We start from the raw sequence: 25,664 nt of genomic DNA, 5'->3' as shown, positions 1-25,664 counted from the left end.
TTATGCGCGAGATGGTTAGGGTAGTGCGCGCTTCCCATTGGCGCGCGGGTCGACTGGCCCTTGGTACTCCTAGAGAGCCAGCCGACCCTATATTCCTCAGCCGGGTTGGCTACGCGGCCGTTTCTCGGGTGTCACCGTCACTTTGGTCGCTGTCCCGGGTGGATGGCGTCGGGCCTGCCTTCGGGTTGTTGGTGATGAATACCGAGTCGCCCGTGATGATAACGCGCTCGGCGTTGATAACCATCCCAGGACTGTATACGCCTGGCGTGATTGGCATGTCCGGCACGCGTGATGTCTCCGATATGGGTGGCGTCTGCGATGTGGTCGGTGTGGCGGGTTTTGGTCCGTATCCCCACAGGGTGAGGGTGCCTGCCCAGGCGGACATGGCGTTACTAACAGCGCTGACAAACAGGAAAATGATTTCCATAGTCTTTCCTTTCGGATGTTACAAGGGGAGCACGGGCGGGATTGCTCGCACTCGGAGGGAAACGGTCTGCGTTTTTGTTTCCCTCTGCTTAACTAGTGCGCTTTGCACGCACAACGTGCGGGCGTGTGTTCCGTCTCGTGTTTTGGTGAAGAAAGGGAGGCGCCACCGGTGGTGGTGTGGCTCGCCGCGGTCTCCATGGCGGCGGGCGGGCATGGGCAGGGTCGGTGCGGGCACATTGGGTTCGCGCCGGCCGGCCCAGCCTAATGGCGGCCCGCGCCCAGTGCGCCGCAAGGAGGTGGCAGCATGACCGACACGGGACTGTTTTTCTCGGTTCGTTCTTATCCGGTTCTTCTTGAGCGCGAGGTGGTTCTTGACCCTGATCTTTCTTATGAGGCGCTTAGTGTGTGGGTGGTATTGCTGGCCATGCCTAAAAACAGCGAACGCACCGTGAATGCTTTGGTTGGGCGTGGTTTTGGGCGCGACCGGGTTACCCGCGCGATAAGCGAGCTTGAACGTTATGGGCTGGTTTATCGCTGGGAGAGGCGCGTGCCTGAGGGCCACGGGTTGCTCACGCAGGTGTTCGAGCGTCCAGCGGTGCCGCTGTCGGCGTTTCGGTGTTTGCCGGTGAAAATCCGCCCGTTTGTCACCGAATGCTTATCAGTAGTGGGCGTGGATGTTGGTGAGTTGCGGGCTAGCCTGGCCGCCGCACACACGCCCGGCACAAATACGCCTGTGGTTGCTGGTAGTGATCTGGGGGTGTGTCATGGGTGAGTATTTTGCGGTGCGGCGGGGTGCTACGGCGCTACCGAACTCCATGATCTTCAACCGCGCGCTCACGTATGACGCATTGGCGTTGGCGACCGTGTCGCTCTCGTTACCGCCGAATGCTCCGGTGGGTTATCGCGATCTCATGGGCCGGGATATGGGCGAACACCGCGCCAGGAAAGCTTTGGCACTCCTGGAAGCGGAGCATTATCGGTTCCGTTTCCGCACCCGCGCTAGCGGGCAGATCCGTGAACTGGTCGTCATGTTCGACACCCCAGTAAGCGTGGGTGAGGCGCTTTGTGAAATCCAGGGGCGGATGGAAAGCGGGGCGATCACGGCCCGCCAGGTAGTGGCGTGTCCGAGCCACCCCAGCGAGTTCACGCGCAGTGCCCCGGCTGGTGAGTTCGGCATGGAAGATGAGATGCGCCTCGATGAGGCACCGGCGCCTTCCATGGCGCCCATGCCGGCAGTGTCTTCCGTCCTCATGGAAGGCGCGGGCGAGGCTATTCCGGTCGCCACAGCGGGTGTCGATCTTGTGGATACCCCCGGAATATCCACCGCCGAGCCTGTGGATAACTGTGAAACGCCCGCTTCGAACTGTCGGACAGTTACAAATTCCGGGAGTGACCCAGGCGACAAAGGCGGGGCGGATTTTCACCGTGCCTGGAAAACCTCGGCACGGTGGGAACCGCGAGATTCCGCGGTAGTTGAAACAGATAGCGAGTTATCCACAGGGTCTCACCGTGCGGGGATTACCGGAGCACGGTGGACCGGAGCACGGTCAGCCCAGGCGCATATATCTAAAGATATATCCAACAATTCCTCACTACGTTCGGAATTAACCAACCAACCAACGCAGCCCGAATTTTTATCGGAAGCTTCTGGCATGGTTGGTGTGGTGGATTCCCAGGTTGAGCACCCCGCGCCGGCCGCGGTAACTCCGGTTCGCCGTGAGCCTGTCCCAGCCGTCGAAGATCAAGCCCGGCGTGAGCCAGCGCCGGGGGGTTCGGGGCGGCCGGATGCCGGGCAGGCTAGCGCGCCGCCTGGCAGCTGGCCGACATCAAGCACTGCGCAGACGCAAGGCTCGCGGCAGGCATGGGCAGCTAGCCTGATTGGTGAATGCGTGCCACGTGACCTGGTGCGTTTCCTGGCACCCGCGCGCTTCGTCGCGGTTGCCCGGGATCTCCAAGTTGCGCTTGATTCGGGCTGGCAGCGCGCGGAGATACGTGCCCAGCTCGCGGGTAACGCGCTTGGTGCTACGCGCAATCCTGGTGGTGTCATCGCACATCGCATCCGCGATATCGCGCTGGCCAGCCCGCCCAGGCCACCACGTCCGCGCACTGCCGTGGTGGTGGATACCAGGCCTGATCCGGGTGAGGTTTGCGCGATGCCTGAGGGGCTGCGGGCAAGGGTTTCCCGCCCGCACCCGCCGGCCCCGCAGCCGGCCTCGACCGGGCCGCCGGGTGAGGCCGGTGTGGTGCGGTGTAGGGGTTCTGGCGAGACCTAGCGCCGGGTTAGGCTGAAGAAAAACAACCCGCAAGTTTTTGAAAGTTTTTAGCGAAAAGGAGGGCAAGCCATGAGCGAGCAAACAACCACACCCGACGGCGCTGTTGCTGTTGCCGGCGACGAGGTCACTACCGAGCAGGGCCGGGCGCGTGGTAGGCGTGTGTGGCTGTGGCCGAGCGTGGCTATCGCTGCGGCGATCGTGGCCGGTACTGGTGTTTACCTGGCAGGGCGCTCAGGTGGCACCGACGAGGCCCGGGCGGCCTATTCGGAGGCCGTGACGCTCAACGAGCAAGCCCGCGCCGCGCTGCAGACAGCCGTTGACGGTATCGGGTTCACGACCGAGCAATGCGTGGCTGATGGTGGCGCGCCCGCGGACTGCCAGGCTTTGGCACAGGCTGTGGAAGCTGCACGCGCCGGGCTTGCTGAGCCTTTCAAGGCGGCAGACGCTAAGGATCTGGACGCTGATTCAGCGCGTTCCCAGGCCGAGGCTTTGCGGGCTACGGCGAAGGATTTTGAGGCGCAGGCGGCCCAGATCAAGGATGCGACCGGCAAGCTCAACGAACAGTTCGAGGCTGCCACGTCGGCGTACTTGAGTGGCGATGCGGCGAGTTTCGCGGCGTCCTGCGAGGCTGCCACGACCACCGCCCGCGGTGTCGAAAGTCTTGCCGGCGAGGCTGATGGGTTAGCTGCGGATTGCAAGAGCTTCGCGGCTTCCGAGGGGAGCGCGCGGTTGTCCGTCCTCAAGGAAAAGACAGCAGCTCTCCAAGCCCGTGTTGATGCTTTGAACAACAAGGTGGCGGCCGCACAAACTCCGGCGGCGGTTCCCGCGCCGGCGGTATCGTCCGGCGGTGGTTCGGAAGATGCGGGCGGGTATTCGGATTCGGGATATTCCGCAACGGAAAGCGGCTCGTCGTGGTCAGATAGTTCGTATGAGGCACCCGCACCCGAGCCGGCCGCTCCTGCACCTGATCCGGCTCCCGCAGACAACGGCGGCGGATGGGTAGACAGCGGCTGGACGATGGACGGCCCCCCTGTTTGCAGCGAGGGTGATACCAACGGCAACTCGTGGTTTGTCCCCTGTCCGTAAAAGTAAAGGTGGCTCGGTGCTTGTTCGCGCAAGCACCGAGCCGGAATCCCCTCAATTTTTCGTAATGCTCCAACATTCGACTCAATGAAAGGACTCGTTTCCTATTATGGCAGCGACCACACACGCCCGGCCAGGTGGCCGGACTCTCGCCGCGCTCCTTGCGGCATTTACTCTGATAATTTCAAGTTTGCTTGGCGGTAGCGCCATGGCGGCTTATGACTCAACGGTCGGGCGCGGTATCGATCTCGTCGGTATTAATGCGTCGGGTGCGTTGCGGCTTGGCCCGCACATTAATCAGACTCCGCAGATTGGCGGGACAGCTATTGATGCATCCCCTCAATGGTGCATTGATGGCAAGAAAGCCGACCCGGGCCCGAACGATTTGACTTCGATTGCGACCCTGACGGATTCCGCACAGCATGTGCCAGAACTGGCTTTGACGACGCCGCAGGCAGCCTGGCTTTTGAATAAATACCAGGGCAACACGACAGATAACGTGAATTTGGCTGCCCTGGGTCTGCTGATGCATTCGAACTTCGAGAACACTCCGGCGGTGGCTCATGAAATCGCCGGAGCTACGCAAACCCAACAGCCCGATGTCTGGGCGCGCGCATTACAGTACGTTTCCGAGGCCCGTAACAGTGCAGCCGTCGGCTACGAAGGTGGCCAGGTGGAAGGCGATGGCCAACGCACCGGTAATATTCACGGAATCGTCGTCACGAATGGCAACGGAGTTCCAGTCGCGGGCGTTCCAGTTTCTTTGCAACTTTCCGGCCCTGCCGTCTTTGACGCTACTGGCACGAGCTCCTGGGCAGGGACTTCGGCTGCGGAACCGATCACCCTGAAGTGGACTGCCACGGGAAACGGTGATGTGTCCTATTCGATGCAAGCAGCAACTTCCGGTCGGCGGACTCTGACAAAGTACGGTTCGGATGGGTCGATTCAAGACATGATCACTACTGGTAATCGTGATCTCGCTTCTGACCCGGAGACGGTTACGGTTCCGGGACCGTCGTGGCGTGTGATTTTTGATTTCCAACCCACCGGAACCAGCCAAGCCACCAGCCAGGAGATCAACCTCGACGGTTCGATCACCGACACTCTCACCACGAGCGTGGACAAGTCTTATGGTGATGGGCAGTGGACGCAAGTCAACGGCGCTCCCGTGCCGGTGATGTATACCGCGACCGCGTATTGGGCGGGCCGTGAAAAGCCCGCAACCAGCACCACCATCCCGGCAGACGCCGAAGTCCTCGGCAGCGTGGACGTGACCGCGACGGGCGAGGGCCAGAAACTCGAAGCGAAGCTCACCACACCCAAGCGCGGCTACGTGAGCTGGGTTTGGTCGGTTGATAAGGCCAAGCAAGGCAATAACTCGCAGTATGTTCACCAGAACTGGGCGGATTCGTACGGCCTGGAAGCAGAAACGACATCGGAGAATTTCGACTTCCGTCCCCTGGGCATCTCGAACGTGGACACCGCGAAAGTAATCGACAAGGGCACTGTTCTCTCTGACACGTTCGATGCCAAGGCCGACCCGGCCTACCGGGATGGTGAATGGACACGCATCGTTGCTCCTGGCACATCATTTGACGAGGGCACGTACGTGCCGGTGACCTACCGTGCTTCCGCTTACTATGTTTCCCCGACCGAACTGCCCGCCACTGTGGCCACGGTTCCGGCGTCGGCGGAGCTGATTGAGTCTGTCACCGTCGTAGCTAATGGGCCGGGCCAGATCAAGGCCACGCTCTCGCAGCCCACAGTAAAGGCCGGGTTCGTGACGTGGGTTTGGGAAGTCAAGGCTGAAGACCAGCCCGCGGATTCCGCGAAGTGGATTAAGGCCGGATGGGCCGACCAGTTCGGCCTCCCGGACGAGACCACGTCGGTGCGTTACCCCGCACAGATCGACTCGACGCTCTCGATTCGCGACACCAAGAGCGGCACGTATCTCGTGGATGATGTTTTCGTGACGGGCCTTCCGAAGAACCATCCTGACTTCCAAGGCGGGATGGGTTTCAAGGCCGATGCTCAGGTGATTGAGCATGAGGTGTTGTTCTTCCCGCACGGTCTCGCCGTGACAGAAGCAAACCGGAGCCAGGCGGAAAAGATCGGCGAGACAGTCACGATTCCGGCGAAGAACGGGTTCTACCCGTCTATCGGTGAGACCTCGTGGTTGGTGAAGCAAGACGCTAACGGTAAAAATCTGCCGGGCACCTATGTTTTCGTTTCGTCGTTTGCTGGTGATGATCGCGTCCAACCGCTCACGACGAGCGTTGAGGACACGCGTGAGCAGTTCACCATCACCCCTGAGCCGTCGATTCACACCACTTTGACGCATGAGAACACGCACGTGGCGCCGAATACCGACAAGGTGGAGCTTGTCGATACGGTCTCTTATCAGAACCTGACGCCTGGTAAGGAATACCAGCTCGAGGGTACGTTGATGGATAAGGCGACCGGCGAAGCGCTCGTGGACGCGAATGGCGACAAGGTGACATCGCAGGCTACTTTTGTGCCGGAGACTCCGAACGGTACCGCCACGGTGACTTTCGTGGTGGATGGTTCGCTGTTTGCGGGTAAGCAGACCGTGGCTTTCGAGAAGCTCACGCAAGACGGTCGTGAAATCGCCGTACATACGGACATCAACGACGAGAACCAGACCGTTGTGTTCTCGAAGCTCCAGACGACTGCAACCGATAAGAGCGATGGTGACAAGACCATCGCGCCGGTGCCTAACGCCGTAATCACCGACCGGGTGTGCGATGTCGCCGGCACTCTCGTGCCGGGTACCGAGTATGAAATCACGACCGCGTTGATGCTAGATAACGGCGACGCCTTGCTCGACGCTTCGGGCAAGCCCGTAACAGTTACACGCAAGTTTATTCCGGCGGCCGCGAATGACTGCGCGAGCATCGATATCACTTTCGATGCGAGCAAGCTCGCCGGCAAGAAAGTCGTCGTGTTCGAGACCGTGACCCAAGACGGCAAGACCGTTTCGGTTCACCACGATCTCAAGGACTCCGAGCAGACCGTGTCGGTGGAGATTCCAGGCGATGGGGATAACGACAAGGCGAAGCGGCGGCTAACCCGCACCGGAGCAAGCGTCCTCGGCGGCGGTGTCCTAGCGCTTGGGTTTATCGGCGTTGGCGTGGCTGCGCTGCGTCGTCGTAACAACTAACCAAAAAATCCACCTACATCAGTAGGTAAGTGATAGTGGTGTGCCCGCACTCTAGGTGTGGGTGCGGGCACACCACACCTCCCCCATCCACTCTCGGCGGGGTGGCCATTTCTCTTCCCTTTCTTTTCCTTATCTTTTTCTTTCCTTTTTATTACCCCGATATGTCCGTGAGGAGGTGGCGCTGATGGGTGAGCGGCTTGGCGTGTGGGCACTTGAGCAAGGCGGACGCATCAGCGCAAACTCCCTCGCGCTCCTCGGCGTCGTCGCGTTGTTTGCTGATCCGGCCGGGGTATGTATCCTGACGCCTACGGATTTACAGGCACGCGCGGGCCTGAGCGAAAAAACCTTTAACACAGTGCTTACCGAGCTTGTTGATGCGGGTCTTATTTCGGCGCAAGAATCCACCACCGGCACTGCTTTTAGTGTTCTTGCTCCTCGCGCGTATTTAGACGATGCCACCAGGCCGGTCTCGGCGGCCGGTGAGTTAGAGCGCGGTCTGCGGATTATTTCGACAACACTCACCACTACCGCTAGCGGTACTGGCATGGCTGGAATGGCTGGCACTGCTGGCACTGCTGGCACTGCTGGCACTGCTGGCACTGCTGGCACTGCTGGCACTGCTGGCACTGCTGGCACTGCTGGCACTGCTGGCACTGCTGGCACTGCTGGCACTGACCAGGTGACTATCACGCCGCCGCATATTAAGGTGGCTGATCCTCTCACAAACGAAGGCTTGGCCATGGTTTTGAAGTATTTGGATGGGTGTGGTTGGGGTGATGAGGCTGTTGTGGAGCGCCTTTCGGTGGCGATTGGGGTGCGGGCGCGCTCTCGTCTGGCGGTTCTTGTTAGGCAGTACCCGTGGCTTGGTTTTGATGAAGTGGTAGGGGATCTCATCTCGCGGGTGTGGGAGGTTATGCGTACGCGTACGCGTGCGGTGGTGGGTGCGCGTTTTCGGTGGGCGTATGCGATCAGCCGGGCGGTACGGCAATTCTTGGAAGCCGATATGCCGGCCGAGCCGGTGGACTATGGGGGCACTGGTTTCGAGGAACAGGCTGGTGGGCTTGGGGCGCGGAGGGCAGATTACGAGCATGGGGATTCTCGGGTTTTGCTTGAGGATGCTGCGGGGTGGAGTGCGGGCGCGCAGTTCTTGGTCGGCGAGCTGGTGGCACGCGGTGTTGACCAGGGTGTCGCCTGGCATGGAATGCGGCGGATGCTTGAGCTTTCCGCACAGTGGGGTTTTCACACCCGGACGACTCATGCTCGGGAAGACCGTGAACTGGCGCGTTTAGGGATTAGCAAAAATGCTATCGGTGCGTGGATGGGGCTTATTAACGGGTCACGTCGAGAAGGCGCGAAAGGTTCTTTTTTACTAGGTTTCGCGCGTGGGCGCCGCTCGTTCACCGAGAAGGAAGAATTCCGGTTGAAGATCATTGTGGAAGGGTGTCCTTCTCAACTTTCCTCAGATTCTCCCGCATCGGGGGTGGTCTCGTGAATCTCCCATTCGCTGATAGAAACGGTGGTGACCAGGCTGCTCGTCCACACAACCCCGGCGGTTTTGCGTGCTGCGGCTCGGGCCTCGTCCAGGCTCGTATACCAGGTGGCTTCCTGAACGAAGGGCGGGAGCCGATCGCCAGTGACGGCGTAGACCGTTTCGATGGTGGTTTCGACCTCGCGTGGCCATCCCATTTTTTCCTGACTCATGAGCATCCTCCTTTTCTTGATGCACTGCTCTGTTTTGCGGTGCTACTAACTAGGGGGCTTTGCACGCACACGACCAATGAGTTTTCCCAGGAGGTGGGCACTGGTGCGTAAACACAAAACTCAACCCGCGCGGGCTGGTCTTGCCCTGCCCTGGGGTCAGCTTCCTGACCTTCCCGGTGAAGGGAGCGTCCTGCCGTGTGTATGGACGGATCCGAGCACGGCGGTGTTTGCGGTGGGCGCGAGTGGTGGCGTGGGCACGACGACTATCGCCGCGTTGTGTGGGTTGGTTGATTTTGGGCGCGTCTGGCCTGTGTCTGCTCCGCAGCCGGCGCGGTGTGTGGTGGTTGCCCGCCCCACCGCTACCGGTATGGCGGCGGCGCGTGAGTGCGCGGGCGCGTTGTTCGGTGGGCGCGTGGCCGGCGTCGAGTGCGTCGGGCTTGTGCTTGTTGCCGATCAGCCCGGGCGCTTGCCGCGTGAGCTGGCGCGTGCGCGTGCGCTCACCGAGAGTGTGTTTCCGGCCGTGTGGCGCCTCCCTTACAGCCAGGCACTAAGGCTCGGGCGAGACGACCCTCAGCTCGCCGCACACAAGGCCGTCCAAGACCTGCGCTCCCTGGCAAGCGCGGGCGAAGAACCAGAAGTTTTTATTGATGACATTCCCGCTGTCGGTGGGGTGTCCCTAGATATCTAAAGGAGAAAACATGTTTACCCAACTATCAACCCTGGAAGCCTACCTTCATGCGGCGCTTTTGCCGTTTATTGAGGTGACGCCGACTCAGCCTCCGGGAACGGAGAAGATTACCCAGATTTTGGGATACGTGGCCTGGGGTGCAGGCGTGTTGTGTTTGCTCGGGATTTTCATTGTTGCGGGCAAGCTCGCCATCAACGCAAGGCATGGGGAAGGTCTTGAGGAAGCCAAAGGCTTGCTTTGGGTCTTGGCGGCGCTCGTATTAATTGGTTCGGCTACCTCGCTTATCGGCGCTTTCATCACCCTATAAGCAGCCCGCAGCAAAAAGACGATACAAGGATTGGAGGGGACAGGCATGGGTAAAGACAATAAGCCAGGCAGTAAGGGGCTGGGTGTAGGGCTAACTATCGGCGGTCTGCTCGTGGTTGCGGGCATTGTGGCGGTGGTGTGGGCGCTCATCGCACCCGCGAATACTCACACAGACCCTACGCCGGTCCCCTCCATATCTACTGCTCCGCCTTCGCCGCAGGCGTCAGCGTCGGCGACGCCTGGGTGTGGTCTGGATTTTAGTGACATGTCGCTACCAGACCGGAATTTCACGCCCGTGTGGCAGGACGGCCCGCTTGGGGTGCGCCTAGCCACGCTCCCGGGCGCGGGGCCGTGCGAGCAGACCCCTGCGGCTCGTGGCTATACGAATACCCCAAAAGCCGCAGTTTTAGCGGCGCTTAATTACGTGTCGTTGTCGTCTGTTGGCGGCCCAAACGCACAAGCTGTCCTCGACGAGTTATTGGCGGACGGCCCGGACAAAAAGGTGTTGCTTGAGGCGGCCGGTGAGCTGGCCGGGCGGGTGCTCCCTGCCCCGCGTCTGGTGGGTTTCCAGGTCTTCGACTACGACCTCGAGCGGGCGAGTATTGGGGTGGCGTTCATGCTGGACGCACAGCCTGGCGTGGTGTTTGGGCGCAGCCTCGACCTCACCTACGACAAGAAAACACAGATGTGGCGGACGCGGCCGGTGGCGGACATGTCCACGGTACTCACGGTGGTTGATCGGCCCTTGTCTACGGGGTGGACGTTATGGACGCGGTAGTGTTTGCTGATTACCTCGCGCCTCTACCTGCGTGGGTGCCCGGCGGCCCGACACCGACGGTCTGCGTGACGGATGTGTGTGGTTGGAATATTTTGAACCCGCTCGCCTGGGTCGGCAAAGGGTTTTCAACGCTCGTCGGCTCCGTCATTGAGCTACTGGCTGAAGCAATGGCTAGCGCCTCCATGTGGCTCCTGGAGTTCCTCGTAGGCTTCGTATCCTCCAATCCGCGCCTGAACTTGCAGGATACGGAGGCGATCACCTGGATCCACGACTCGCTTTCCTATGCAACCGGCTTGTTTATGCTCTTGGGGGTGCTTGTGGGTGCGGGGTCGATGGCTTGGCATCGACGCGGCGAACCCCTACGCGACATGCTCCAATCAGTCATCCAACTCGTTATTGTTTCGGGTGCGGGCGTGACAGTGATCCAACTCTTGATGGAGGCATCCTCCCTTTTCTCAAGCTGGCTACTCAGCTCTTCGGGGTCGATGGAGAGCGTTCAGGCCGCTATCAATGTGATGATTGATGAGGGCACAAATTTAGCGATCCTGACGATCTTCTTGCTCGCGGCGATGCTGCTCGGCACCCTCCTCGCATTGATTTTGCTGTTGTGTCGGGATTCTTTCCTCGTGCTCTTGATCGGTATTTTGCCTCTTTCGGCAGCGGCCACCAACACGGCCGTGGGGCGGCAGTGGTTTGAGAAAACAAAAACCTGGATTATCGCTTTTTTGCTGTATAAGCCAGCTTTCGCCATCATCCTCTCTATCGGTATGAGGCTGATTTCCTCTGGTAGTCCGCCGACGATGACCGCGCGCGTGGAGCAAGCCTGCGGGACCTTCGACGAAGCGAAACTCGAGGAGTACCAGAAGTGTGTCCTGGAGCAGATGAAAACCGCCATCGGAGACGACTCTTCGCTGACGAACTCCGTCACCACTATTCTCGTGGGCGTCGGGGTGTTGGTGTTGGCGGGGTTTGCTATGCCCGCGCTCATGCGTTTCGTAGTCCCCGCAACCGCCTCCATGTCAAGCGGCGCTGGGATGAGTGGGATAGCGGCCGGCCTGGGAGGCGCGGCCGGGGCACTCGTTGCGTCGGGTGCTATTAAGGTTGCGCGCGGCGGGGTAGCCGCAGCGCGGGGCGGGGTCTCGAAAGTCCGGGCTGCCCGCGCCACAAAAACAAGTGCCAGTAGCACGGCGAGTGGTAGTGGTGGTGTGGGTGCGACCGGCGCAGCAACCACCGGAACCACCGGGACAAGCAGGAGCGGCCCGGCGAGTAGGAGTGGCGCGGCTAGTGGCGCTACCAGCGCACCCGCTAATACAGGCAGTGCGAAGAAAACACCGCGGCGTGCGCGGGCGGCGAAGAAGCAGGCACAGACACCCATGCCTTCGGTGTCGGCGGGTAGTCAGGCTAGTGGCGCGGCCCCCACACCCCCATCCAAGCCGGCCTCACCTTTCGCCCTACCCACAAAGCAGCCCGGGCGCGGCGCTTTCGATAAAGCCCGCCAGACCGGCGCCTTCACGTCGAATCTAGCAAGCGGCGCAGATAGTGAGAGCGAGGAAAACGCATGAGCACACCCAGAACCTATGGCCACTGGCGGCGGCCCCAAGCCCCGGGTATCGGGCGGCTTTCCGGGGCGCTGACGGTCGGCGTCTTCGCCCTCCTGATCTTGATGGTTCTTGTGCAGATTATTGCCGGAATCATCCCCGCGTTGGTACTCGGGAGCATCTGCGGCTCGCTTGGTTTGTTGTTTGCCCGCAAAGACATGCATGGGGTGTCACTCGCGGGGAAGATTGGAGAAAGAATGCGATTTTGGCGCTCGCGCAGCCGCGGTGAGAATCTCTACCGCTCCGGCCCACTCGGGGTAACAGGTGGACCTTTCATGCTCCCGGGTATTCTCGCACCTACGAGGGTGGCTGATTTTGTGGATGGTTTCGGGCGTGACTTCGCCGTCATCACCACCGGAAAAACGGGCACCTTCGCTGTCGTCTTCGCCTGCGAAAGTGAAGGAGCATCCCTGGTCACTCAAGACCAGATCGACACGTGGGTGGCGCGCTGGGGGCAGTTTTTAGCGCGCCTGGGCGAAGAACCAGGCCTTATCGGTGCGAGCGTCGTCGTGGAATCCGCACCCGATACCGGCTCGCGCCTTCAGCGTGAAATCACCGCAAACAAGCAAGAAAACATCCCCAACTTGGCCGAACAGATGCTCAGCGAAGTGAGCCAGTTATACCCCTACGGGTCCGCGTCGCTGCGCGCCTACGTGACCCTCACCTTCGAAAACCATTTGGGTAAAGGTAGCGGGAAAACACTCGATTTGGCGGCGGCCGGTCAGGAACTGGCGACTCGTCTACCGTCATTGTCTCAGGCATTGACTGGGACGGGTGCGGGCTTTGTGCGTCCTTTAGATGCCGCGGGTGTGGGGCGGGTGGTGCGTTTGGCGTATGACCCGGATGCGCAAGAGATTTTCGACGACGCACTAGCCAGCAGCGAGGCAGTTACCTTGGAGTGGAATGAGGTTGGCCCGAGTGCCACGCAAGCTAACTGGGACAACCTCATCCACGACAACGCGGTGTCGGTGTCGTGGGTTATGAGCGCCGCACCACGCGGCATCGTCCAATCAAACATCCTTGCCTCGCTGCTGGCGCCGTCTCCTCGTATTGCCCGCAAACGGGTCGCCTTGCTTTATCGACCTATCGAGGCTGGGCGGGCCGGGGAGATCGTGGAGAAAGATAAAAACGCCGCTTCCGTGCGGGTCTCGTCATCCGCGAATGTGCGGGCACGCGATGAGGTCGCACTTGCTCACGCGGTAGCCTCCGCTGCCGAGGAAGCGGCCGGTGCGGGGCTGGAGAATTTCGGGATGGTGATTACCGCAACCACCATGCGCGATGCCGGAGACGTGAAAGACATGGCCGACGCGGTCGGCTCACTAGCATCGTCGGCGCGGATTCGGATCCGGAAATGCTATGGCGGGCAAGACTCCGCCTTCGCCATCTCTCTACCGCTCGGGGTGATTCCGGGCCGGTATTCGGTGATTAGTGAGAGTGTTCGGGAGGCACTATGACCAGCCAAAGCAATACCACGAGCACTATGAACGGGCGGGGGCCTGGTTCGCGTGGGTTTACCGGACGCGGGGGCGGCCGCCAATCCTATGTTCCGGCACTCCCCCAATGGCGCGGCACCTCGGTGCAGGTATGTGGCCTGTGGCCGTTTGCTAGTGGCGCGCCAGCCCCGCTTATTGGGGTGCCGTTCGGGCAGTGCGAGAAAGGCGGCAGCCTCTCCCCCGTTTGTTTCGACCCGATTAGTTGGTTTCGGGCGGGCATGATCTCCAACCCGAGCATGTTCGTCCTCGGCCTGCCCGGCCTAGGCAAGTCTTCGGCAGTGCGGCACATTAGTTTGGGTCTGGCCGGGTTCGGTGTCTCGACAATGGTTCTTGGTGATTTGAAACCGGATTACGTGGATTTGGTGGAGGCTATGGGAGGCCAATGCATTACTATCGGCCGCGGCGGGGTGAGCCTGAATCCGCTAGACACCGGAAACACCCACCAGGCAGCACAAGCACTCTCTGGCCAAGCCCGCCTCGATCTATTGAATAGTGCTCATGCTCGCCAGCTTACGATGCTTTCGTCTCTTGTTGAGCTGGTGCGCGGCGGCCGCATCACCGACCGGGAAAGGACCATCCTTGACCGGGCGCTGCGCGTGTGGGATACCCACAACCCCACCACCGTCCCCATCATTAGCGACATCCTCGCTATTGTTCGGGCGGCACCCGACGACGTACGTTTGGCGGCACTTGATCGCGGTTCCATCGACCGCTACTTGCAAGTCACGGAAGCTCTCGAGGCATCACTCATGGCACTACTCGGGGGCCGTTTTGGGCAAATATTCGCAGCCCCCACCACAACTCCTATGCGGATGGACCGGTCCGTCGTCTTCGATGTCTCCGCGGTGTCGGGTGCGGATGAAGCCCTACAAGCCGCAGTGCTCTTGGCGTGCTGGTCGTACGGGTTCGGGAATATCACGACCTCGAACACCCTCGCCGATAACAACCTCGCCAGCCGTCGGCTGTTTTTCGTGGTCATGGATGAGTTATGGCGCGTGCTGCGGGCCGGGGAGGGCATGGTTGACTCCGTCGACGCCCTCACACGCCTCAACCGCCAATGGGCGGTGGGCCAGGCCATGATCACCCACACCATGAGCGACCTCGAGGCCCTAGCGTCCGAGCAAGCCCGGGCCAAGGCACGCGGGTTCGTGGAGCGCGCCGGAGTGTGCCTCCTTGGCGGCCTACCTGAACGGGAAATGGGTTTGCTGCGCGGTGCGGTGAGGCTGAATTCCGCGGAGGAAGACGTACTCACAAGCTGGCAAGACCCGGGAAGCCTTGACCCTGATACGGGGCGCTTATCTGCGCCGGTGGGGCGTGGGCGGTTCCTCATCAAAGTCGGCCGGCAGCCCGGTATTCCGGCCGAATGCGTCCTCACGCCCTGTGAGCGCGACCTTAGTGATACTTCGTGGAGGTGGCATGAATAATAAGCCTGGAACAACCGGGAATACCGGCACGCTCATCGCCACGTTGGCTGCTATTGGCGTCGGCGCGTGTCTGTGTGCATCCCTTTTCCTCGCCGGCCTCATCACCGGCGAAGCGGTGCCGTTTAACCCGCTCGTTCTCGTCATCTACCTCGCAACCGGCAAGCTACACCTGAGCAGCGTGACGTGGGTGATAGCCGGGATTTTCTCCGCAATCGTCATGAGCATTGCCGGCCTAGTTTCCTGGCGCGTGTTGAAAGTGCGGGGGCGGCGGGTTCGAGGAGACAACAAAGCCAGATTGACCGGCGGGCGCTCTGCTCGCCAAGCTCTCCAACGCAGCGTGGTTGCTGAGAAAGCCCAGCGCCTCGGCATCAGCGGAGATACCCCTGTAGGGTACAAGCTTGGGCGGGCGGTAGACACCGGCGAACTACTCTATGGCGACTTTGAGAGTGTCTCGCTCATGCTCTCCGGGCCACGTGGTGGTAAAACAGCCGGCTACGCCATCCCCTTACTTCTGGAAGCACCGGGAGCCGTATTGGCGACGTCGAATAAACGCGACCTCGTCGACGCCACCCGCTATGCACGCGAGCAACTGGGCGAGAAAGCATGGGTGTTTGACCCCTGCAACATCCTCGGCCGGCCCGGCACGATGTGGTGGAATCCCCTCACCTACCTCACCAGTCCTGCTTATGGCGGGAGCCTCTTCTCGCGCGCCACCCACCTAGCGAAAGTATTGGGGGACGCGGCCCGCGCCGGCACCGCAACCAAAGCATATGACGGCTTTTGGGATGGCGGCGGAGAACAAATCCGCGCCTGCCTGCTAGCCGCGGCCGCACTCGAGCACCGCTCCATGGCCGATGTCTATGCATGGGTGCAATCCACCCTGGATGAAACACCTATCGACATTCTGCGTAACCACGGCATGAGCGAACTCGCCGCGCTACTCCGGGCACAAATGGACCTCCCCAGCGTTACTAAGGGTGGTATGTGGGCACATGCGCGTAGTGGCTTGGAATGGGTGGGCGACCCCGAAACCAGGACCTGGTGGGCCGGGGGTGGGGCAGAATTCAACCCAGCCACTTTCGTGCAAACCCGCGAAGCCTTGTTCTCGATGTCCGTCGACGGAGCAGCAATCTCACCCTTGGTCGCGGCGCTGACGGCCGTGACGTGTTTGGCGGCTGAAAACTACGCGCAGAGTCAGCACGGCGGACGGCTTGCCACGCCGATGATGGTCGTGCTCGATGAAGCCGCGAACGTGTGCCCGTGGCGCGAGCTTCCGCGGCTTTATTCTCATTTCGGGTCGAAAGGCATCTGCCTCCACACGATTTTGCAGTCCTGGTCGCAAGGCGTGAGCGTGTGGGGCGAAGCGGGCATGAACATGCTCTGGTCGGCCGCGAATAACGTGCTTTATGCGGGTGGTGTGAAAGAGACGGAGATCCTGGCGAAAATATCGAAGCTCATCGGCACTTACCGCACATCCCAACGCTCCACATCACTGTCGAAGGGTGTGCGATCGACCTCCATCTCCCAAAACTCGCTCGAAGTACCTATAGCGAGTGAAGCCGAGCTAGCGGCGTTGCCGGCGTGGCGTGCCTGGCTGTTTGCTTCAAAATCCCGACCCACACTCATAAAGCTCCTCCCCTGGTTCGAGGGAGAAAATCAAGAGCTGGTGGAGGAGTCTATTGCCCGCTACGGCTCGAACGCCACACCTAGTAGCAGTGCTGCGCTTGGTGGGGTGCGTGATGCCTGGACCAACTAACCAACAACCACATTTTTTCATCAACACAGAGAGGTAAGAGATTATGAGTGAACAGACTGAAGATGTCATGGACGAGACCGTTGAGTCCCTTGCGGCCTTAGTGAAGGCGGCGTCGATGATTGTCGCCCGCGTACAGACGGAGTATGCCGCGCATTTGCAGCGCTCGGCGCAGCGCGCAGCCACCGCCCAGCAGGCTTTCACTGCGCAGCTTGGTGTGGCGCGTCCTTTCCTCGCCCAAGCAAGTAATGAACGCTGGTGGGACTCAGCTAGCGCGATGGATATTGCTCGCATGTATGGCCTATCGAAGAAATATGCAGGGGCTGATCCATTGGCCGCGCAAGCACATGCACGTGTCGCGTCTTTCCTGGAAGACCACGGAATCACACCCGACATGATCGACGGCGCCGACACCGACTCACTCTCCCAGGAGCAGGTAGACAGGCTCACCGCAGCCCTCGACTCCCGTCCTGACGTAGCGACGTCGGACAAGACACCAGCGGACACCACTCGTGCGGCCGCGACCACCCCGAGGGTTGGTATGCCGGGGGCTGGTGTGGAGCACGAGGCAGCAGTAGAACCGGTAGCCCCGGTCTTGGGCATTGAAGCGATGAAACAGAGGATAGCGCAGATGCGGGAGAAAGCCGCAGCAGCCGGCATTACTTTCGGCGATGCTACCGGCGAAGGCGCCATCATCGGAGAATTGAGCGTCCAGGCCGCGTGCCCGGGTAACCCTGCCGCGCGAGCGGCCGCTGTCGCGATGCCTGGCAAGAAGAAGCCGAAGGCAGAAAACGTGGCGAGCGAGCAAGCCGCCAAAGCCCAATAACAATACTGAGCCGTGAGTTTTCGCGTGTTTGTTGCTGTGGTCTATTTACTCGCGGGTAGGTGAGGGCTTGACGTGTCTATTTTTATTAGGATGTGAATCGTGAGTATTCCTCGAATTGGTGCCGTGGACCTGTTTTGCGGGGCAGGTGGACTATCGTGCGGCCTGAGCCAGGCCGGTATCCGCGTGCTCGGCGGAGTGGATATGGACGAGAAATGCCGGTTTCCTTTCGAGGAGAACATCGGCGCGAAATTCGTATGCCAATCAGTTACCGAGGTAAGCAAGAAAGACCTGGAAAAACTCTGGGGTAAAAGCAAAGTTCGTCTCCTGGCAGGGTGTGCTCCATGCCAGCCTTTTTCTTCCCAGCGACGCGGTGCGGACACGAGCCGTGAGAAAGAATGGGGGCTGTTGGGTGAGTTTGAGCGCCTTGTAGAAGAAACGCTGCCCGATTACGTGACAATGGAAAACGTTACGGGCCTGCAACGCCAGCCCGTATTCGCTAGCTTCGTGACGAAACTCGAATCGTTGGGTTACTCGGTGGACTATAAGGTTCTCAAGGGCGAAAATTTCGGGCTACCCCAACGTCGACGCCGACTCGTTTTAGCCGCCTCTGCCCACGGGCCACTGTCTTTACCAACATCACAAGAAGGTGCGGCCGTGAGTGTTGGCGAAGCCCTCGCCGGCCTTCCAAAGCTCAAGGCCGGTGAACATGATCAAAGCGACCCACTCCATAAAGCGCGCGCGTTAAGCCCGTTGAATCTTGCTCGCCGTCGGGCCTCACGTCCGGGCGGTACATGGCTTGACTGGCCTGAAGATTTACGCGCGCCATGCCAGAGACGGGATAGTGGGCAGAGTTTTAAATCCTTCTACGGCGTTATGAACCCGGCCGAGCCTTCCCCAACCATCACGACCCAGTTCTTCAATTATGGGTCTGGACGTTTTGGTCATCCTTTCCAGGAACGTACGATTACGCCGCGGGAGGCTGCTATTTTGCAGGGTTTCCCGCGCGATTATCGTTTCGTTGAGCCTGGTAGCGAGATCACTTTCAAGGGATTGGGAAAGATGATCGGTAACGCTGTTCCTCCGGTTTTTGGGAAGTTGGTCGGCGAGCTTTTCACACGCGATCTTCAACGACGCCGGTGACGTGTTCACTGGTATGTCATGATTAGAGCTATGAACCAAGAAGCTGAATATCAGTTCGTGTTTTCCCTGACGACGCTTGACCATTTAGGTCGTGGTCTTTACCGGAATTTCATCACGATCCTGGGCGAGGCGATTTCTAATGCGTGGGATGCCGACGCCACTAATGTATGGATCACGTTTGACCGGAAAAATGATGTGATGACCATCAAGGATGATGGTATTGGGATGACATCGGATGACATCCAGAATAAGTTCTTGAAGATTGGTTATTCCAAGCGCAAGGAACGCGGACGTCTTTCGGGTAAGAAACGCCCGTTTATTGGAGCCAAAGGTATCGGAAAATTGGCGTTGCTTTCGTGCGCCGATAAAGTCACGGTGTCCTCGAAACCGGCAGGCGGGCCGGTTTCTGGGTGCGTGATTGATAACCAGGTAGTTGATAATGCTATCGTGGAAGATAAAACACAGTACGAGCTGAATCTTCCGAGTATTACAGATTCAGTCCGAGACGACTTCGACTACCTTAAGCACGGAACGCTTTTAAAATTCGAGGGCAATAAAGCGAAAAACTCTACCGACATTTTTCTGCGTAAGGCTCTGGCTTTAGATTTTCGCTTCTCACTGCTAGATCCGAGCTTCACGATATTTTTCAAGGGCAAGCCTATCGGGCCGGGCGATGCGCGCGAACTCAGCGACGCAACGCAGTTTTTATGGAGGATCGGGAAGGATTTTGAGGACCCGTTCGTGAGCAGCATTCAGGCTTCCCGTAATGACACCCTGGAGTTCTCCAGTGTTGCGAATGTACGTGGTTTTATCGCTAGCGTGAGAAAGCCTGAAAGTCTCAATGTTTTCGGTACCGGTAAGCGTATCGGAGTAGATCTATTCGTCAACGGTAGGTTACGTGAACGCGATATCCTATCGCGGCGACCATCCGCACGAGTCCCGGAACAATACTTGTACGGACAAATCCACCTTGACGCACTTGACGGCGAGTTCTCGGATTCCGATCCTTTTACCTCTTCGCGTGAGGGTGTTCAGGAAGATGAGCCGCTCTTGAATGCATTCCTAGACGAGTGGGCACAAGACATACGTCGGAAAGTGTACGACCAATGGGATAAGTGGCGTCTCGAGCTCAAAGAAGAAGGCGACCCCGAGCAGACAGGTCGCCGGAGTGCTGCTCAGCGTGCGGCCGATAAATACATCAAGGAAGAGAATAAGGAGTTCGCGAAACGCTCGCCCGAATACAAGGACCGGATCGTTAAAGAGCTTGAAAACCCGCGCATGACCGAGGGGCTGCACCAGAATCTTGCGCATTATGGCGACCTTTATCGGTTAGAGAATCTAGTCCGAGACCTGCACCGCAAACTCCAGATAACTCTCAGTGAAAGATCGCGCACCCGAGTGGAAAAGTACCGCAACCAGGAAAAGAAAAACGAAAAAGATGCCGGCTACGTAGAACCGTGTCGTACACCGCAAGAAGACCTGTACTATCTCGGATTCACCGACCTTCTGAAAGAAGCTTCTTCTTCGCTTGAAGACTCCTGCGTTACGGACGATTTTCAATGCAAGATATCGCCGTTGCGTAATATTGTCATGCATACGGCGCAGCTGACGCCTTACGCGACCCGGCATTTCACCGAAAACACCAATAAAGCACTGGTTTACTACACCCATCTCGCATATGACCTAAACGAGGAAAACGGTCAAACTGCAATGCTTTCACGCAAAGACGGAGGAGATGAGTCAGCCGCCACTCAGGAGTAGCCTACGTTCGATTTCGAGCCGAAAGCGAGCGCCCAGCTCTGAAACCGCGCTCGAAATCGCCGCTGTGGTTTGCTGCATCTGATCCTGCAAACCACAGCGGGAATGCCAGTACTACGTAGACAAAAGTAACCAAGATTCCGATGATCGCCATTAATAGAGTTTCTCCCCCGTCTATCCGAAAAAGCACGTAGAGGGCCACGCTAATGCCTCCCAGCGCATAAATGCAGGCTGTCCCAGGGGAGATAAAATCGACCCAGAGAGCCCAAATACAGGCAGCTGCGAAAGCAGAATTCGGTACAAAGTTTGATGGAGCTCCATTCTTGTAATCAGCTACAAAAGAAAAACATATCAAAATGAGCCATATCGTAAAAACAAACTCCAGCGCAGATTCGGGGATTTCAGATTTGAGTGATTGGTAAGTGTTCTCAATCCAGTCTCCCAGTGCGACAAGTTGAAAGGAACGCGCAACGCCGGCGAAATTAGAAAATCCGGATTCCCCGAATCTGAAAAACGACAAGATTGAAGCCAGGAGATAAGACGAAACCACAAGGTTTACGAGGGTTCGAAATTTAAAACCGAACCCGGTGAGCAAGTTTTCCCAGGCGATCATTTTTGGCCTTTCTAAATGGTGATTGCTTGCGATGAACCATTTTAAGTAGCCAACCAATATGAGCCGCTACTTTGGATCCATACTGCCTGTAAGGTTTCGTAGGGGAAAGAATAGGTCGAGGAACCCCGGCACCGCGAGGACGGATCTAGCTCATTACCGGAAAGTAGATAGCTGGTGCCGTTTCCCTTTGCCCGGGAACATTTTCGCGCCGGGTTGCTATTTCTTCACCTGTTTCCTGTGTGAAAGAAACGAACGGCAACGAAAGGTCCCTGCCCGAGCGTGCGTAGTGCGTCGTTGCGGTACATCCTTTGAAAACGTTGTTCGGGTCGAGGAGGACGCGCATCATCGGGTCTGCGACGTCGGTGAACCATGCCGCGAGGCCGCCTACGGGCCGCTCGAAGCGGTAGATTTCCCAGGCTTCCCACATGGCCCTAACCCGGGTTCTAGCTTCGGGGTGGTCCCACCATAAGGGGCACCATACGCAGCCGGTGGTGATGGAGCGGCGGTAGTTTGGGGCGAGCCATTTCTCGAAGAAAGCGAATTCATCGGCATACATGGGTTTGAATTTTTGTTTTCCGGGCATGAAAATCCTCTCCTCACTTAACTTATAGCCATGGGCAGTAGTGAACGGCGTGGCCGATATGCGTCTTTTCGGCCGTCTCAAGGATGGTTTTCCCGTTATAGAAGTCGGGATTAATCATGCGTGCAAGACACAATGTGGAGACGTGCCGGGTTCCGTATTCACGCAGGCGTGCTGCGACCGAGAAGATATGGGAACCGGATACCCAGGTGTCGTCGATGACGAGGACTCTCGGCGGGGTTGGGCGTATAGCGAATTCGTATCTGTTTGGACTTACTTGGCGTGGATCGCTGCCGGTGTCGAGGCTTCGGATAGGCAGGTAGGGAAGGTCTTCATTCAGGCGGATAGTGTTGGTGAGGATGTGGTAAAGGGGGTGGGCAGTGCCTTCTTCTGGAGCGCGTTTAGTTGAGGGAACGAGTGTCCAGGCATCGTAGCCTCGGATTATTTTCCCGCATGTGCAATCTAGATGATTGTTTAGCTGGATGCCCAGGATCATGCATAGTGCTGGTCGTGCCAGGCCCTGCTTGATCTGATTCCCGCGTGCCTTGTAGTCATACATGTAGCGCAAGAGCTGGCCACCCTTAGATACGTAGGTACAAAAGCCAGTCTCGTCGATAAGCTTTGGGTAGTGACGGCAGCGCGGGCAGTACTTGTATCGAGGGTCGAGAGGGCCGCGGCACACCGCACATACGTATGGTTCTAAATCAGCGGAAATATAGTCAAGGTTCCCAATGGTCGGGCCGGCTTGTGCCCAGATAAGGGAGAGTTCCTGCCGGGTAATCATGTCAGGGCAAAGAGGTTGTAGGCACGCGCGATATTCTCCAATGCCTGGCGAATTTCCTTCATGGTCGACGCGATATACACGCCCGGGTTATCCGCGAGCTTGCTTGCCCATTGTGTTTGACGAACGACGGGCGCGAGCAGGATAACGCTGCGCCCGTGCGCTAGTGCGGCGCGTACTTGGTTGCGGGTTCCAGAGTATTCGCCAGCGGCCACCACTATGGTCGCTTGGGAATATCCGGACATGGTGGCATTGCGCATCGGGAACGACACCTTGGTTGGCGGAGCGCCTGGCTCGAATTGGGTGAGAACCAGGCCCCCACTCTCAACAATTCTCGAACGTAACTGCCCGTTCTCGGGCGGATATGTAATGTCGATACCGGTTCCCATGACGGCGATGGTGCGCCCACCAGCCTCCAAGGTGCCTTCGTGAGCTGCGGTGTCGATACCGCGCGCGAGTCCGCTGGCGACGCTATAGCCTTGCTCAACCACTAGGTGGGCGATCACTCGCGCGCGCTCACAGTCCTCTCGTGTGGCTTGGCGTGAGCCAACAATAGCGACCGCTCGGTCTACAGGATTGATCTCGCCTTCGTAGTAGATGAGCAAGGGAGCATCGCGTGCTTGGGCGAGGTATTGGGGATAGTCGTGATCTAAGACCGAGAGGATATTGATGCCACGCTCTTGCCAGGTAGTAATATCGCGGGTGGCTTGTTCGCGCTCTATCTGGCATGGCTGGAGCGCTCCGGGGTCGACCTCCATAAAGGCTGCGTCAATCCCCTCATAAAGCAGGGTGGCGAGGCGTACCGGTTGCGTGATCTTCTTATTGGTTTTACGCGCGAGAGCAAGAATGTCCGCTAGCTGACTCATCGTTGTTGCCACCTCCTGTTCTTGATTGCAATCTTAGCGTTACCACCATATTCGTAAAGGGGAAGCGTCACTGGAAACGACCATGCCAGGCGTGCAACCTTAGGCATTCCAGTTTCCTTCTCCGAGACTTGGCGCATTTCCATAACTAGCTTCGCTTCCCTTACCTTTACGCAGGTCTATCTGTCCATCCAGCGTTAGCCCACTCCAATCGGGCTGCCCGTATTCCACTCCAGGAAGCCGACTACCGGCGTCGGTGCGTGGTTCGGGCGCGGCGAGTGTTGCGAGGGCGGTCTTGGTTTCTTTTAGCGTGCGGCGGGCGAGTGTTAGTTCGCCGTGGGCGGTCTGGAGCCGGTTAATACCGGTGACGATACGTTCCATTGAGTCCATGACTTGGTTGCTGACCCATGCGGCGCGGCTACGCGGCCGGCTCAAAGCGCTGAGCGCCCGCAACCCGCTCGTAAACGCGGGCGAGTAGCGATGAGGCGCAGGTGTGTGTTTGGTTTGGGCGCGCCGGCCTAGGACTTGGGATGCACGGGCGAAGGCGCGGCCTTGTTCTGGGCCGTAGGCGTTTGCGAGGCCGGCGAAGAGTGCGGATGCACGAGCGCAGCTATCGGCCACTGCCATGCAATCGCTGGTGTCGGCGCGCTCAATGTCGGTAATGGTTTGGGTGAGTGCTTTTCCGAACTCACTCCATACCTGTGCCTCATCATTGTCACGTGTGCGGGAGGCGGGTTTCCAGATCGCTACCGCGCTTGATCGCGTAAGCGGGTTGTCCCACCACGTCTCGCGCAACACCGACAAAGCGACGTCGGCCGACATACGGCTTGAAGAGTACCAGGTGGGTTTGTGTCCGGGTTCGGGTTTAGCGGCCACCGAATACGAGATTGCTTCACTTGCTTCGTCGTTGAGGCGTGCGGATACGAGCAGGCCCGATGCACGCAACCGGGTGGCGAAGTCGCTCTCACTGGCGACGCTGCCGGCGATGTCTCGGATTTTTTCTTCAAGCATCCGTGCTTGCGCGGGCGTATGCGGTGCCGGGTCTCTGAGCGGGTTCCATAGGTCAGCTGCCTTGCGACGCTCCTCTAGGGTGTCGTTCCACTGGGCGCGTAGGCGGGTGAGGGTGAGGTCGCGGGCCACACGTCCTCCGCCAATCCAGATAGCGCGTTTACCGGGCTCGGTTTTGGTGACGGTGTAGGCGACAACGCCTTGGCCCTTGGCGTAGCGGGGCCGGAACTGTATGCCGTGGCGCGTGAGTTCTTCGAGGTATTCGCTTTCGGTAGAGGCCGCACCGGCTGCCAGGCGCATCGCTGCCTCTAAATCGAGACGCAGCTCCTTGTTGTCTTCGGTTTTGTAGCCCCGGGAAGCGTAGTTGTGTTTGCGTGATTCGAGGACCGCGAGACCGTATTTTTCTTCCAAAGCCGTGCAGAGTTTTTGGGAGCGCTTATAGTCGAGCCAAGTATTGCCTTTGGTCCCATCTTCACGCACGAGCACGAGCGCGATATGAATGTGGTCGCCACCGTTCTTGGTGAATCCGTGGCGCACAGCTATCCACTGGCACGGCGACTTCGAGGTTGTTGCTCGGTTGTCGAATTCCATTCCCTCCACAAAATCGCGCGCAATATTCGCCCATGTTTCGTCACTCAAAGGTTCTTCATCCGGATGCAAGGAGAGCGAGCAGTGCCAGACGTGGGCGGGTGTTTTTTCTTTCGACACGGGGATAGCACGTTCTTCTTTATAGTCCCAGCGGGTGACTTCACCGAGAATCTGAGTGCCGTGCTCAAGGCGGTTTTGGTCGAGGAGTTTCGCGACGATTCTTTTTTCGTCTTGCTCGAGGACGCGCCCGCCATAAGCCCACTCGGAAGCGATGTCTTCACTGCCCGCAACAATATGCTGATCACTGTGTTCGTTGGCGCGCCCCGGCCCAAACAAGTAACGCACTAAGCCGCCGATATCTCCGCCGCGCATGATGTTCGGGATCATAAAAGCTCCACCAACTTAATGCGCAGTAAGTTGATCGCGTTGACTTGGGAGCGCAGTTGCGCAGCGACTTCACGTGCCTCCGCGGGGAAGGCTTGTTCACTGTTTGCCCAGTGTGCGATCTGGTTAATGTTGGTGGCTTCGCCTTGGATTTGCCGACGCAGTTTGCGTAGCTCAGCGAGCACTTCGCGTATCTCACCGGCGCTGACTTGCTCAACCTTCCGGCCCAATCCGAAGCGCACGAGGTAGTCCGACATGGACACTCGCGCGCCGGCCGCTTTCATTTTCAGTTCTTCATATTGAGAGTGCTTGAGTTTGAGGTGGAAGGAGCGGCGCGGGTCGTCTTTCGGCGCGGTCGAGGCGTACGTGATCGGCGCGCGCACCGACTCCGTGTTGCTCGCCACCGCTCCACCTCCCTC

General features: G+C 58.9%; 23 protein-coding genes. 15 read left to right on the top strand and 8 right to left on the bottom strand.

Translation table 11 applies throughout. The features are described from left to right. Positions 1–109: 109 nt before the first annotated feature. On the bottom strand, positions 110–427 hold the full coding sequence (locus AC5RK6_RS05035; protein WP_284905862.1) for a hypothetical protein: 318 nt from the start codon (positions 425–427) through the stop codon (positions 110–112). 303 nt (positions 428–730) lie between these two features. On the opposite strand from AC5RK6_RS05035, the gene AC5RK6_RS05030 reads away from it, so the two are divergent. The 5 genes from AC5RK6_RS05030 (at position 731) to AC5RK6_RS05010 (ending at position 8,455) form a co-directional block, all read left to right on the top strand. Continuing rightward, positions 731–1,198: a hypothetical protein gene (locus AC5RK6_RS05030; protein WP_274733711.1), complete on the top strand. Its 468-nt coding sequence runs from the start codon at positions 731–733 to the stop codon at positions 1,196–1,198. Continuing rightward, positions 1,191–2,699 carry a hypothetical protein gene (locus AC5RK6_RS05025; protein WP_284905860.1) on the top strand — a complete coding sequence of 503 codons (1,509 nt, stop codon included), beginning with the start codon at positions 1,191–1,193 and terminating at the stop codon, positions 2,697–2,699. Before AC5RK6_RS05030 ends, AC5RK6_RS05025 begins: the two co-directional genes overlap by 8 nt. Positions 2,700–2,768: 69 nt before the next feature. Beyond that, a complete protein-coding gene (locus tag AC5RK6_RS05020; protein WP_284905859.1) occupies positions 2,769–3,785 on the top strand; it encodes a hypothetical protein in 1,017 nt (338 codons plus the stop codon). A 382-nt stretch (positions 3,786–4,167) separates the two neighbouring features. After that, positions 4,168–6,963: a VaFE repeat-containing surface-anchored protein gene (locus AC5RK6_RS05015; protein ID WP_284905857.1), complete on the top strand. Its 2,796-nt coding sequence runs from the start codon at positions 4,168–4,170 to the stop codon at positions 6,961–6,963. 184 nt (positions 6,964–7,147) lie between these two features. Then, on the top strand, positions 7,148–8,455 hold the full coding sequence (locus tag AC5RK6_RS05010) for a hypothetical protein (protein ID WP_493926374.1): 1,308 nt from the start codon (positions 7,148–7,150) through the stop codon (positions 8,453–8,455). On the opposite strand, the gene AC5RK6_RS05005 is transcribed toward AC5RK6_RS05010, so the two are convergent. After that, a complete protein-coding gene (locus tag AC5RK6_RS05005; RefSeq protein WP_284905854.1) occupies positions 8,413–8,664 on the bottom strand; it encodes a hypothetical protein in 252 nt (83 codons plus the stop codon). The genes AC5RK6_RS05010 and AC5RK6_RS05005 overlap by 43 nt on opposite strands. A 103-nt stretch (positions 8,665–8,767) precedes the next feature. Here AC5RK6_RS05005 and AC5RK6_RS05000 point away from each other — a divergent pair, with 103 nt between their 5' ends. The 10 genes from AC5RK6_RS05000 to AC5RK6_RS04955 all read left to right on the top strand — a co-directional run bounded on the left by AC5RK6_RS05000 (position 8,768) and on the right by AC5RK6_RS04955 (position 20,431). Next, positions 8,768–9,352 (top strand): DUF6668 family protein, encoded by a 585-nt coding sequence (locus AC5RK6_RS05000; RefSeq protein ID WP_284905852.1) that lies wholly within the window; start codon positions 8,768–8,770, stop codon positions 9,350–9,352. Positions 9,353–9,362: 10 nt separating this feature from the next. Further along, positions 9,363–9,659 carry a hypothetical protein gene (locus AC5RK6_RS04995; RefSeq protein ID WP_284905850.1) on the top strand — a complete coding sequence of 99 codons (297 nt, stop codon included), beginning with the start codon at positions 9,363–9,365 and terminating at the stop codon, positions 9,657–9,659. Positions 9,660–9,704: 45 nt separating this feature from the next. After that, positions 9,705–10,436 carry a DUF8175 domain-containg protein gene (locus tag AC5RK6_RS04990; RefSeq protein ID WP_435730769.1) on the top strand — a complete coding sequence of 244 codons (732 nt, stop codon included), beginning with the start codon at positions 9,705–9,707 and terminating at the stop codon, positions 10,434–10,436. Next, complete coding sequence (locus tag AC5RK6_RS04985; RefSeq protein ID WP_284905846.1) at positions 10,424–11,998, top strand: hypothetical protein; 1,575 nt, start codon at positions 10,424–10,426, stop codon at positions 11,996–11,998. Before AC5RK6_RS04990 ends, AC5RK6_RS04985 begins: the two co-directional genes overlap by 13 nt. Then, a complete protein-coding gene (locus AC5RK6_RS04980; RefSeq protein ID WP_284905844.1) occupies positions 11,995–13,488 on the top strand; it encodes an SCO6880 family protein in 1,494 nt (497 codons plus the stop codon). Before AC5RK6_RS04985 ends, AC5RK6_RS04980 begins: the two co-directional genes overlap by 4 nt. Then, a complete protein-coding gene (locus AC5RK6_RS04975; RefSeq protein WP_284905841.1) occupies positions 13,485–14,951 on the top strand; it encodes a putative type IV secretion/conjugal transfer ATPase in 1,467 nt (488 codons plus the stop codon). The genes AC5RK6_RS04980 and AC5RK6_RS04975 overlap by 4 nt, the downstream gene beginning before the upstream one ends. After that, the gene (locus AC5RK6_RS04970) at positions 14,944–16,707 is read left to right on the top strand and encodes a type IV secretory system conjugative DNA transfer family protein (protein ID WP_284905840.1); all 1,764 of its coding nucleotides are present in this window, start codon (positions 14,944–14,946) and stop codon (positions 16,705–16,707) included. Before AC5RK6_RS04975 ends, AC5RK6_RS04970 begins: the two co-directional genes overlap by 8 nt. A gap of 43 nt (positions 16,708–16,750) precedes the next feature. Further along, the gene (locus tag AC5RK6_RS04965; protein WP_284905839.1) at positions 16,751–17,530 is read left to right on the top strand and encodes a hypothetical protein; all 780 of its coding nucleotides are present in this window, start codon (positions 16,751–16,753) and stop codon (positions 17,528–17,530) included. 99 nt (positions 17,531–17,629) lie between these two features. Then, on the top strand, positions 17,630–18,670 hold the full coding sequence (locus tag AC5RK6_RS04960) for a DNA cytosine methyltransferase (RefSeq protein ID WP_284905838.1): 1,041 nt from the start codon (positions 17,630–17,632) through the stop codon (positions 18,668–18,670). Positions 18,671–18,700: 30 nt separating this feature from the next. Next, positions 18,701–20,431: an ATP-binding protein gene (locus tag AC5RK6_RS04955; protein WP_284905836.1), complete on the top strand. Its 1,731-nt coding sequence runs from the start codon at positions 18,701–18,703 to the stop codon at positions 20,429–20,431. Between the two features lies 1 nt (position 20,432). Here the strand turns inward: AC5RK6_RS04955 and AC5RK6_RS04950 are convergent, their stop codons facing one another. The 6 genes from AC5RK6_RS04950 to mobC all read right to left on the bottom strand — a co-directional run. Further along, entirely contained in the window at positions 20,433–21,041 is a 609-nt protein-coding gene (locus tag AC5RK6_RS04950; protein ID WP_284905834.1) for a hypothetical protein, read from the bottom strand. A gap of 145 nt (positions 21,042–21,186) precedes the next feature. Next, positions 21,187–21,624 (bottom strand): DUF4913 domain-containing protein, encoded by a 438-nt coding sequence (locus AC5RK6_RS04945; RefSeq protein ID WP_284905832.1) that lies wholly within the window; start codon positions 21,622–21,624, stop codon positions 21,187–21,189. Positions 21,625–21,646: 22 nt separating this feature from the next. Further along, on the bottom strand, positions 21,647–22,405 hold the full coding sequence (locus AC5RK6_RS04940) for a hypothetical protein (protein WP_284905830.1): 759 nt from the start codon (positions 22,403–22,405) through the stop codon (positions 21,647–21,649). After that, a complete protein-coding gene (locus tag AC5RK6_RS04935; RefSeq protein ID WP_435706437.1) occupies positions 22,402–23,268 on the bottom strand; it encodes a DNA-processing protein DprA in 867 nt (288 codons plus the stop codon). Before AC5RK6_RS04935 ends, AC5RK6_RS04940 begins: the two co-directional genes overlap by 4 nt. A 99-nt stretch (positions 23,269–23,367) precedes the next feature. Continuing rightward, on the bottom strand, positions 23,368–25,248 hold the full coding sequence (locus AC5RK6_RS04930; RefSeq protein ID WP_284905827.1) for a relaxase/mobilization nuclease domain-containing protein: 1,881 nt from the start codon (positions 25,246–25,248) through the stop codon (positions 23,368–23,370). Then, positions 25,245–25,664 (bottom strand): plasmid mobilization relaxosome protein MobC (gene mobC / locus AC5RK6_RS04925; RefSeq protein ID WP_493926159.1); only part of this gene is annotated, 420 nt, incomplete at its 5' end. The genes AC5RK6_RS04930 and mobC, both read right to left, overlap by 4 nt.

This window comes from Actinotignum sp. usb-actsch-213, assembly GCF_059085665.1.
This window is presented reverse-complemented; position numbering and strand designations above follow the sequence as displayed.

What these genes read in the sequence shown, in the direction of transcription:
- AC5RK6_RS05035 (WP_284905862.1), bottom strand. Translation starts at nt 427, where the DNA reads ATGGAAATCATTTTCCTGTTTGTCAGCGCTGTTAGTAACGCCATGTCC.
- AC5RK6_RS05030 (WP_274733711.1), top strand. Translation starts at nt 731, where the DNA reads ATGACCGACACGGGACTGTTTTTCTCGGTTCGTTCTTATCCGGTTCTT.
- AC5RK6_RS05025 (WP_284905860.1), top strand. Translation starts at nt 1,191, where the DNA reads ATGGGTGAGTATTTTGCGGTGCGGCGGGGTGCTACGGCGCTACCGAAC.
- AC5RK6_RS05020 (WP_284905859.1), top strand. Translation starts at nt 2,769, where the DNA reads ATGAGCGAGCAAACAACCACACCCGACGGCGCTGTTGCTGTTGCCGGC.
- AC5RK6_RS05010 (WP_493926374.1), top strand. Translation starts at nt 7,148, where the DNA reads ATGGGTGAGCGGCTTGGCGTGTGGGCACTTGAGCAAGGCGGACGCATC.
- AC5RK6_RS05005 (WP_284905854.1), bottom strand. Translation starts at nt 8,664, where the DNA reads ATGAGTCAGGAAAAAATGGGATGGCCACGCGAGGTCGAAACCACCATC.
- AC5RK6_RS04995 (WP_284905850.1), top strand. Translation starts at nt 9,363, where the DNA reads ATGTTTACCCAACTATCAACCCTGGAAGCCTACCTTCATGCGGCGCTT.
- AC5RK6_RS04990 (WP_435730769.1), top strand. Translation starts at nt 9,705, where the DNA reads ATGGGTAAAGACAATAAGCCAGGCAGTAAGGGGCTGGGTGTAGGGCTA.
- AC5RK6_RS04985 (WP_284905846.1), top strand. Translation starts at nt 10,424, where the DNA reads ATGGACGCGGTAGTGTTTGCTGATTACCTCGCGCCTCTACCTGCGTGG.
- AC5RK6_RS04980 (WP_284905844.1), top strand. Translation starts at nt 11,995, where the DNA reads ATGAGCACACCCAGAACCTATGGCCACTGGCGGCGGCCCCAAGCCCCG.
- AC5RK6_RS04975 (WP_284905841.1), top strand. Translation starts at nt 13,485, where the DNA reads ATGACCAGCCAAAGCAATACCACGAGCACTATGAACGGGCGGGGGCCT.
- AC5RK6_RS04970 (WP_284905840.1), top strand. Translation starts at nt 14,944, where the DNA reads ATGAATAATAAGCCTGGAACAACCGGGAATACCGGCACGCTCATCGCC.
- AC5RK6_RS04965 (WP_284905839.1), top strand. Translation starts at nt 16,751, where the DNA reads ATGAGTGAACAGACTGAAGATGTCATGGACGAGACCGTTGAGTCCCTT.
- AC5RK6_RS04955 (WP_284905836.1), top strand. Translation starts at nt 18,701, where the DNA reads ATGAACCAAGAAGCTGAATATCAGTTCGTGTTTTCCCTGACGACGCTT.
- AC5RK6_RS04950 (WP_284905834.1), bottom strand. Translation starts at nt 21,041, where the DNA reads ATGATCGCCTGGGAAAACTTGCTCACCGGGTTCGGTTTTAAATTTCGA.
- AC5RK6_RS04945 (WP_284905832.1), bottom strand. Translation starts at nt 21,624, where the DNA reads ATGCCCGGAAAACAAAAATTCAAACCCATGTATGCCGATGAATTCGCT.
- AC5RK6_RS04940 (WP_284905830.1), bottom strand. Translation starts at nt 22,405, where the DNA reads ATGATTACCCGGCAGGAACTCTCCCTTATCTGGGCACAAGCCGGCCCG.
- AC5RK6_RS04935 (WP_435706437.1), bottom strand. Translation starts at nt 23,268, where the DNA reads ATGAGTCAGCTAGCGGACATTCTTGCTCTCGCGCGTAAAACCAATAAG.
- AC5RK6_RS04930 (WP_284905827.1), bottom strand. Translation starts at nt 25,248, where the DNA reads ATGATCCCGAACATCATGCGCGGCGGAGATATCGGCGGCTTAGTGCGT.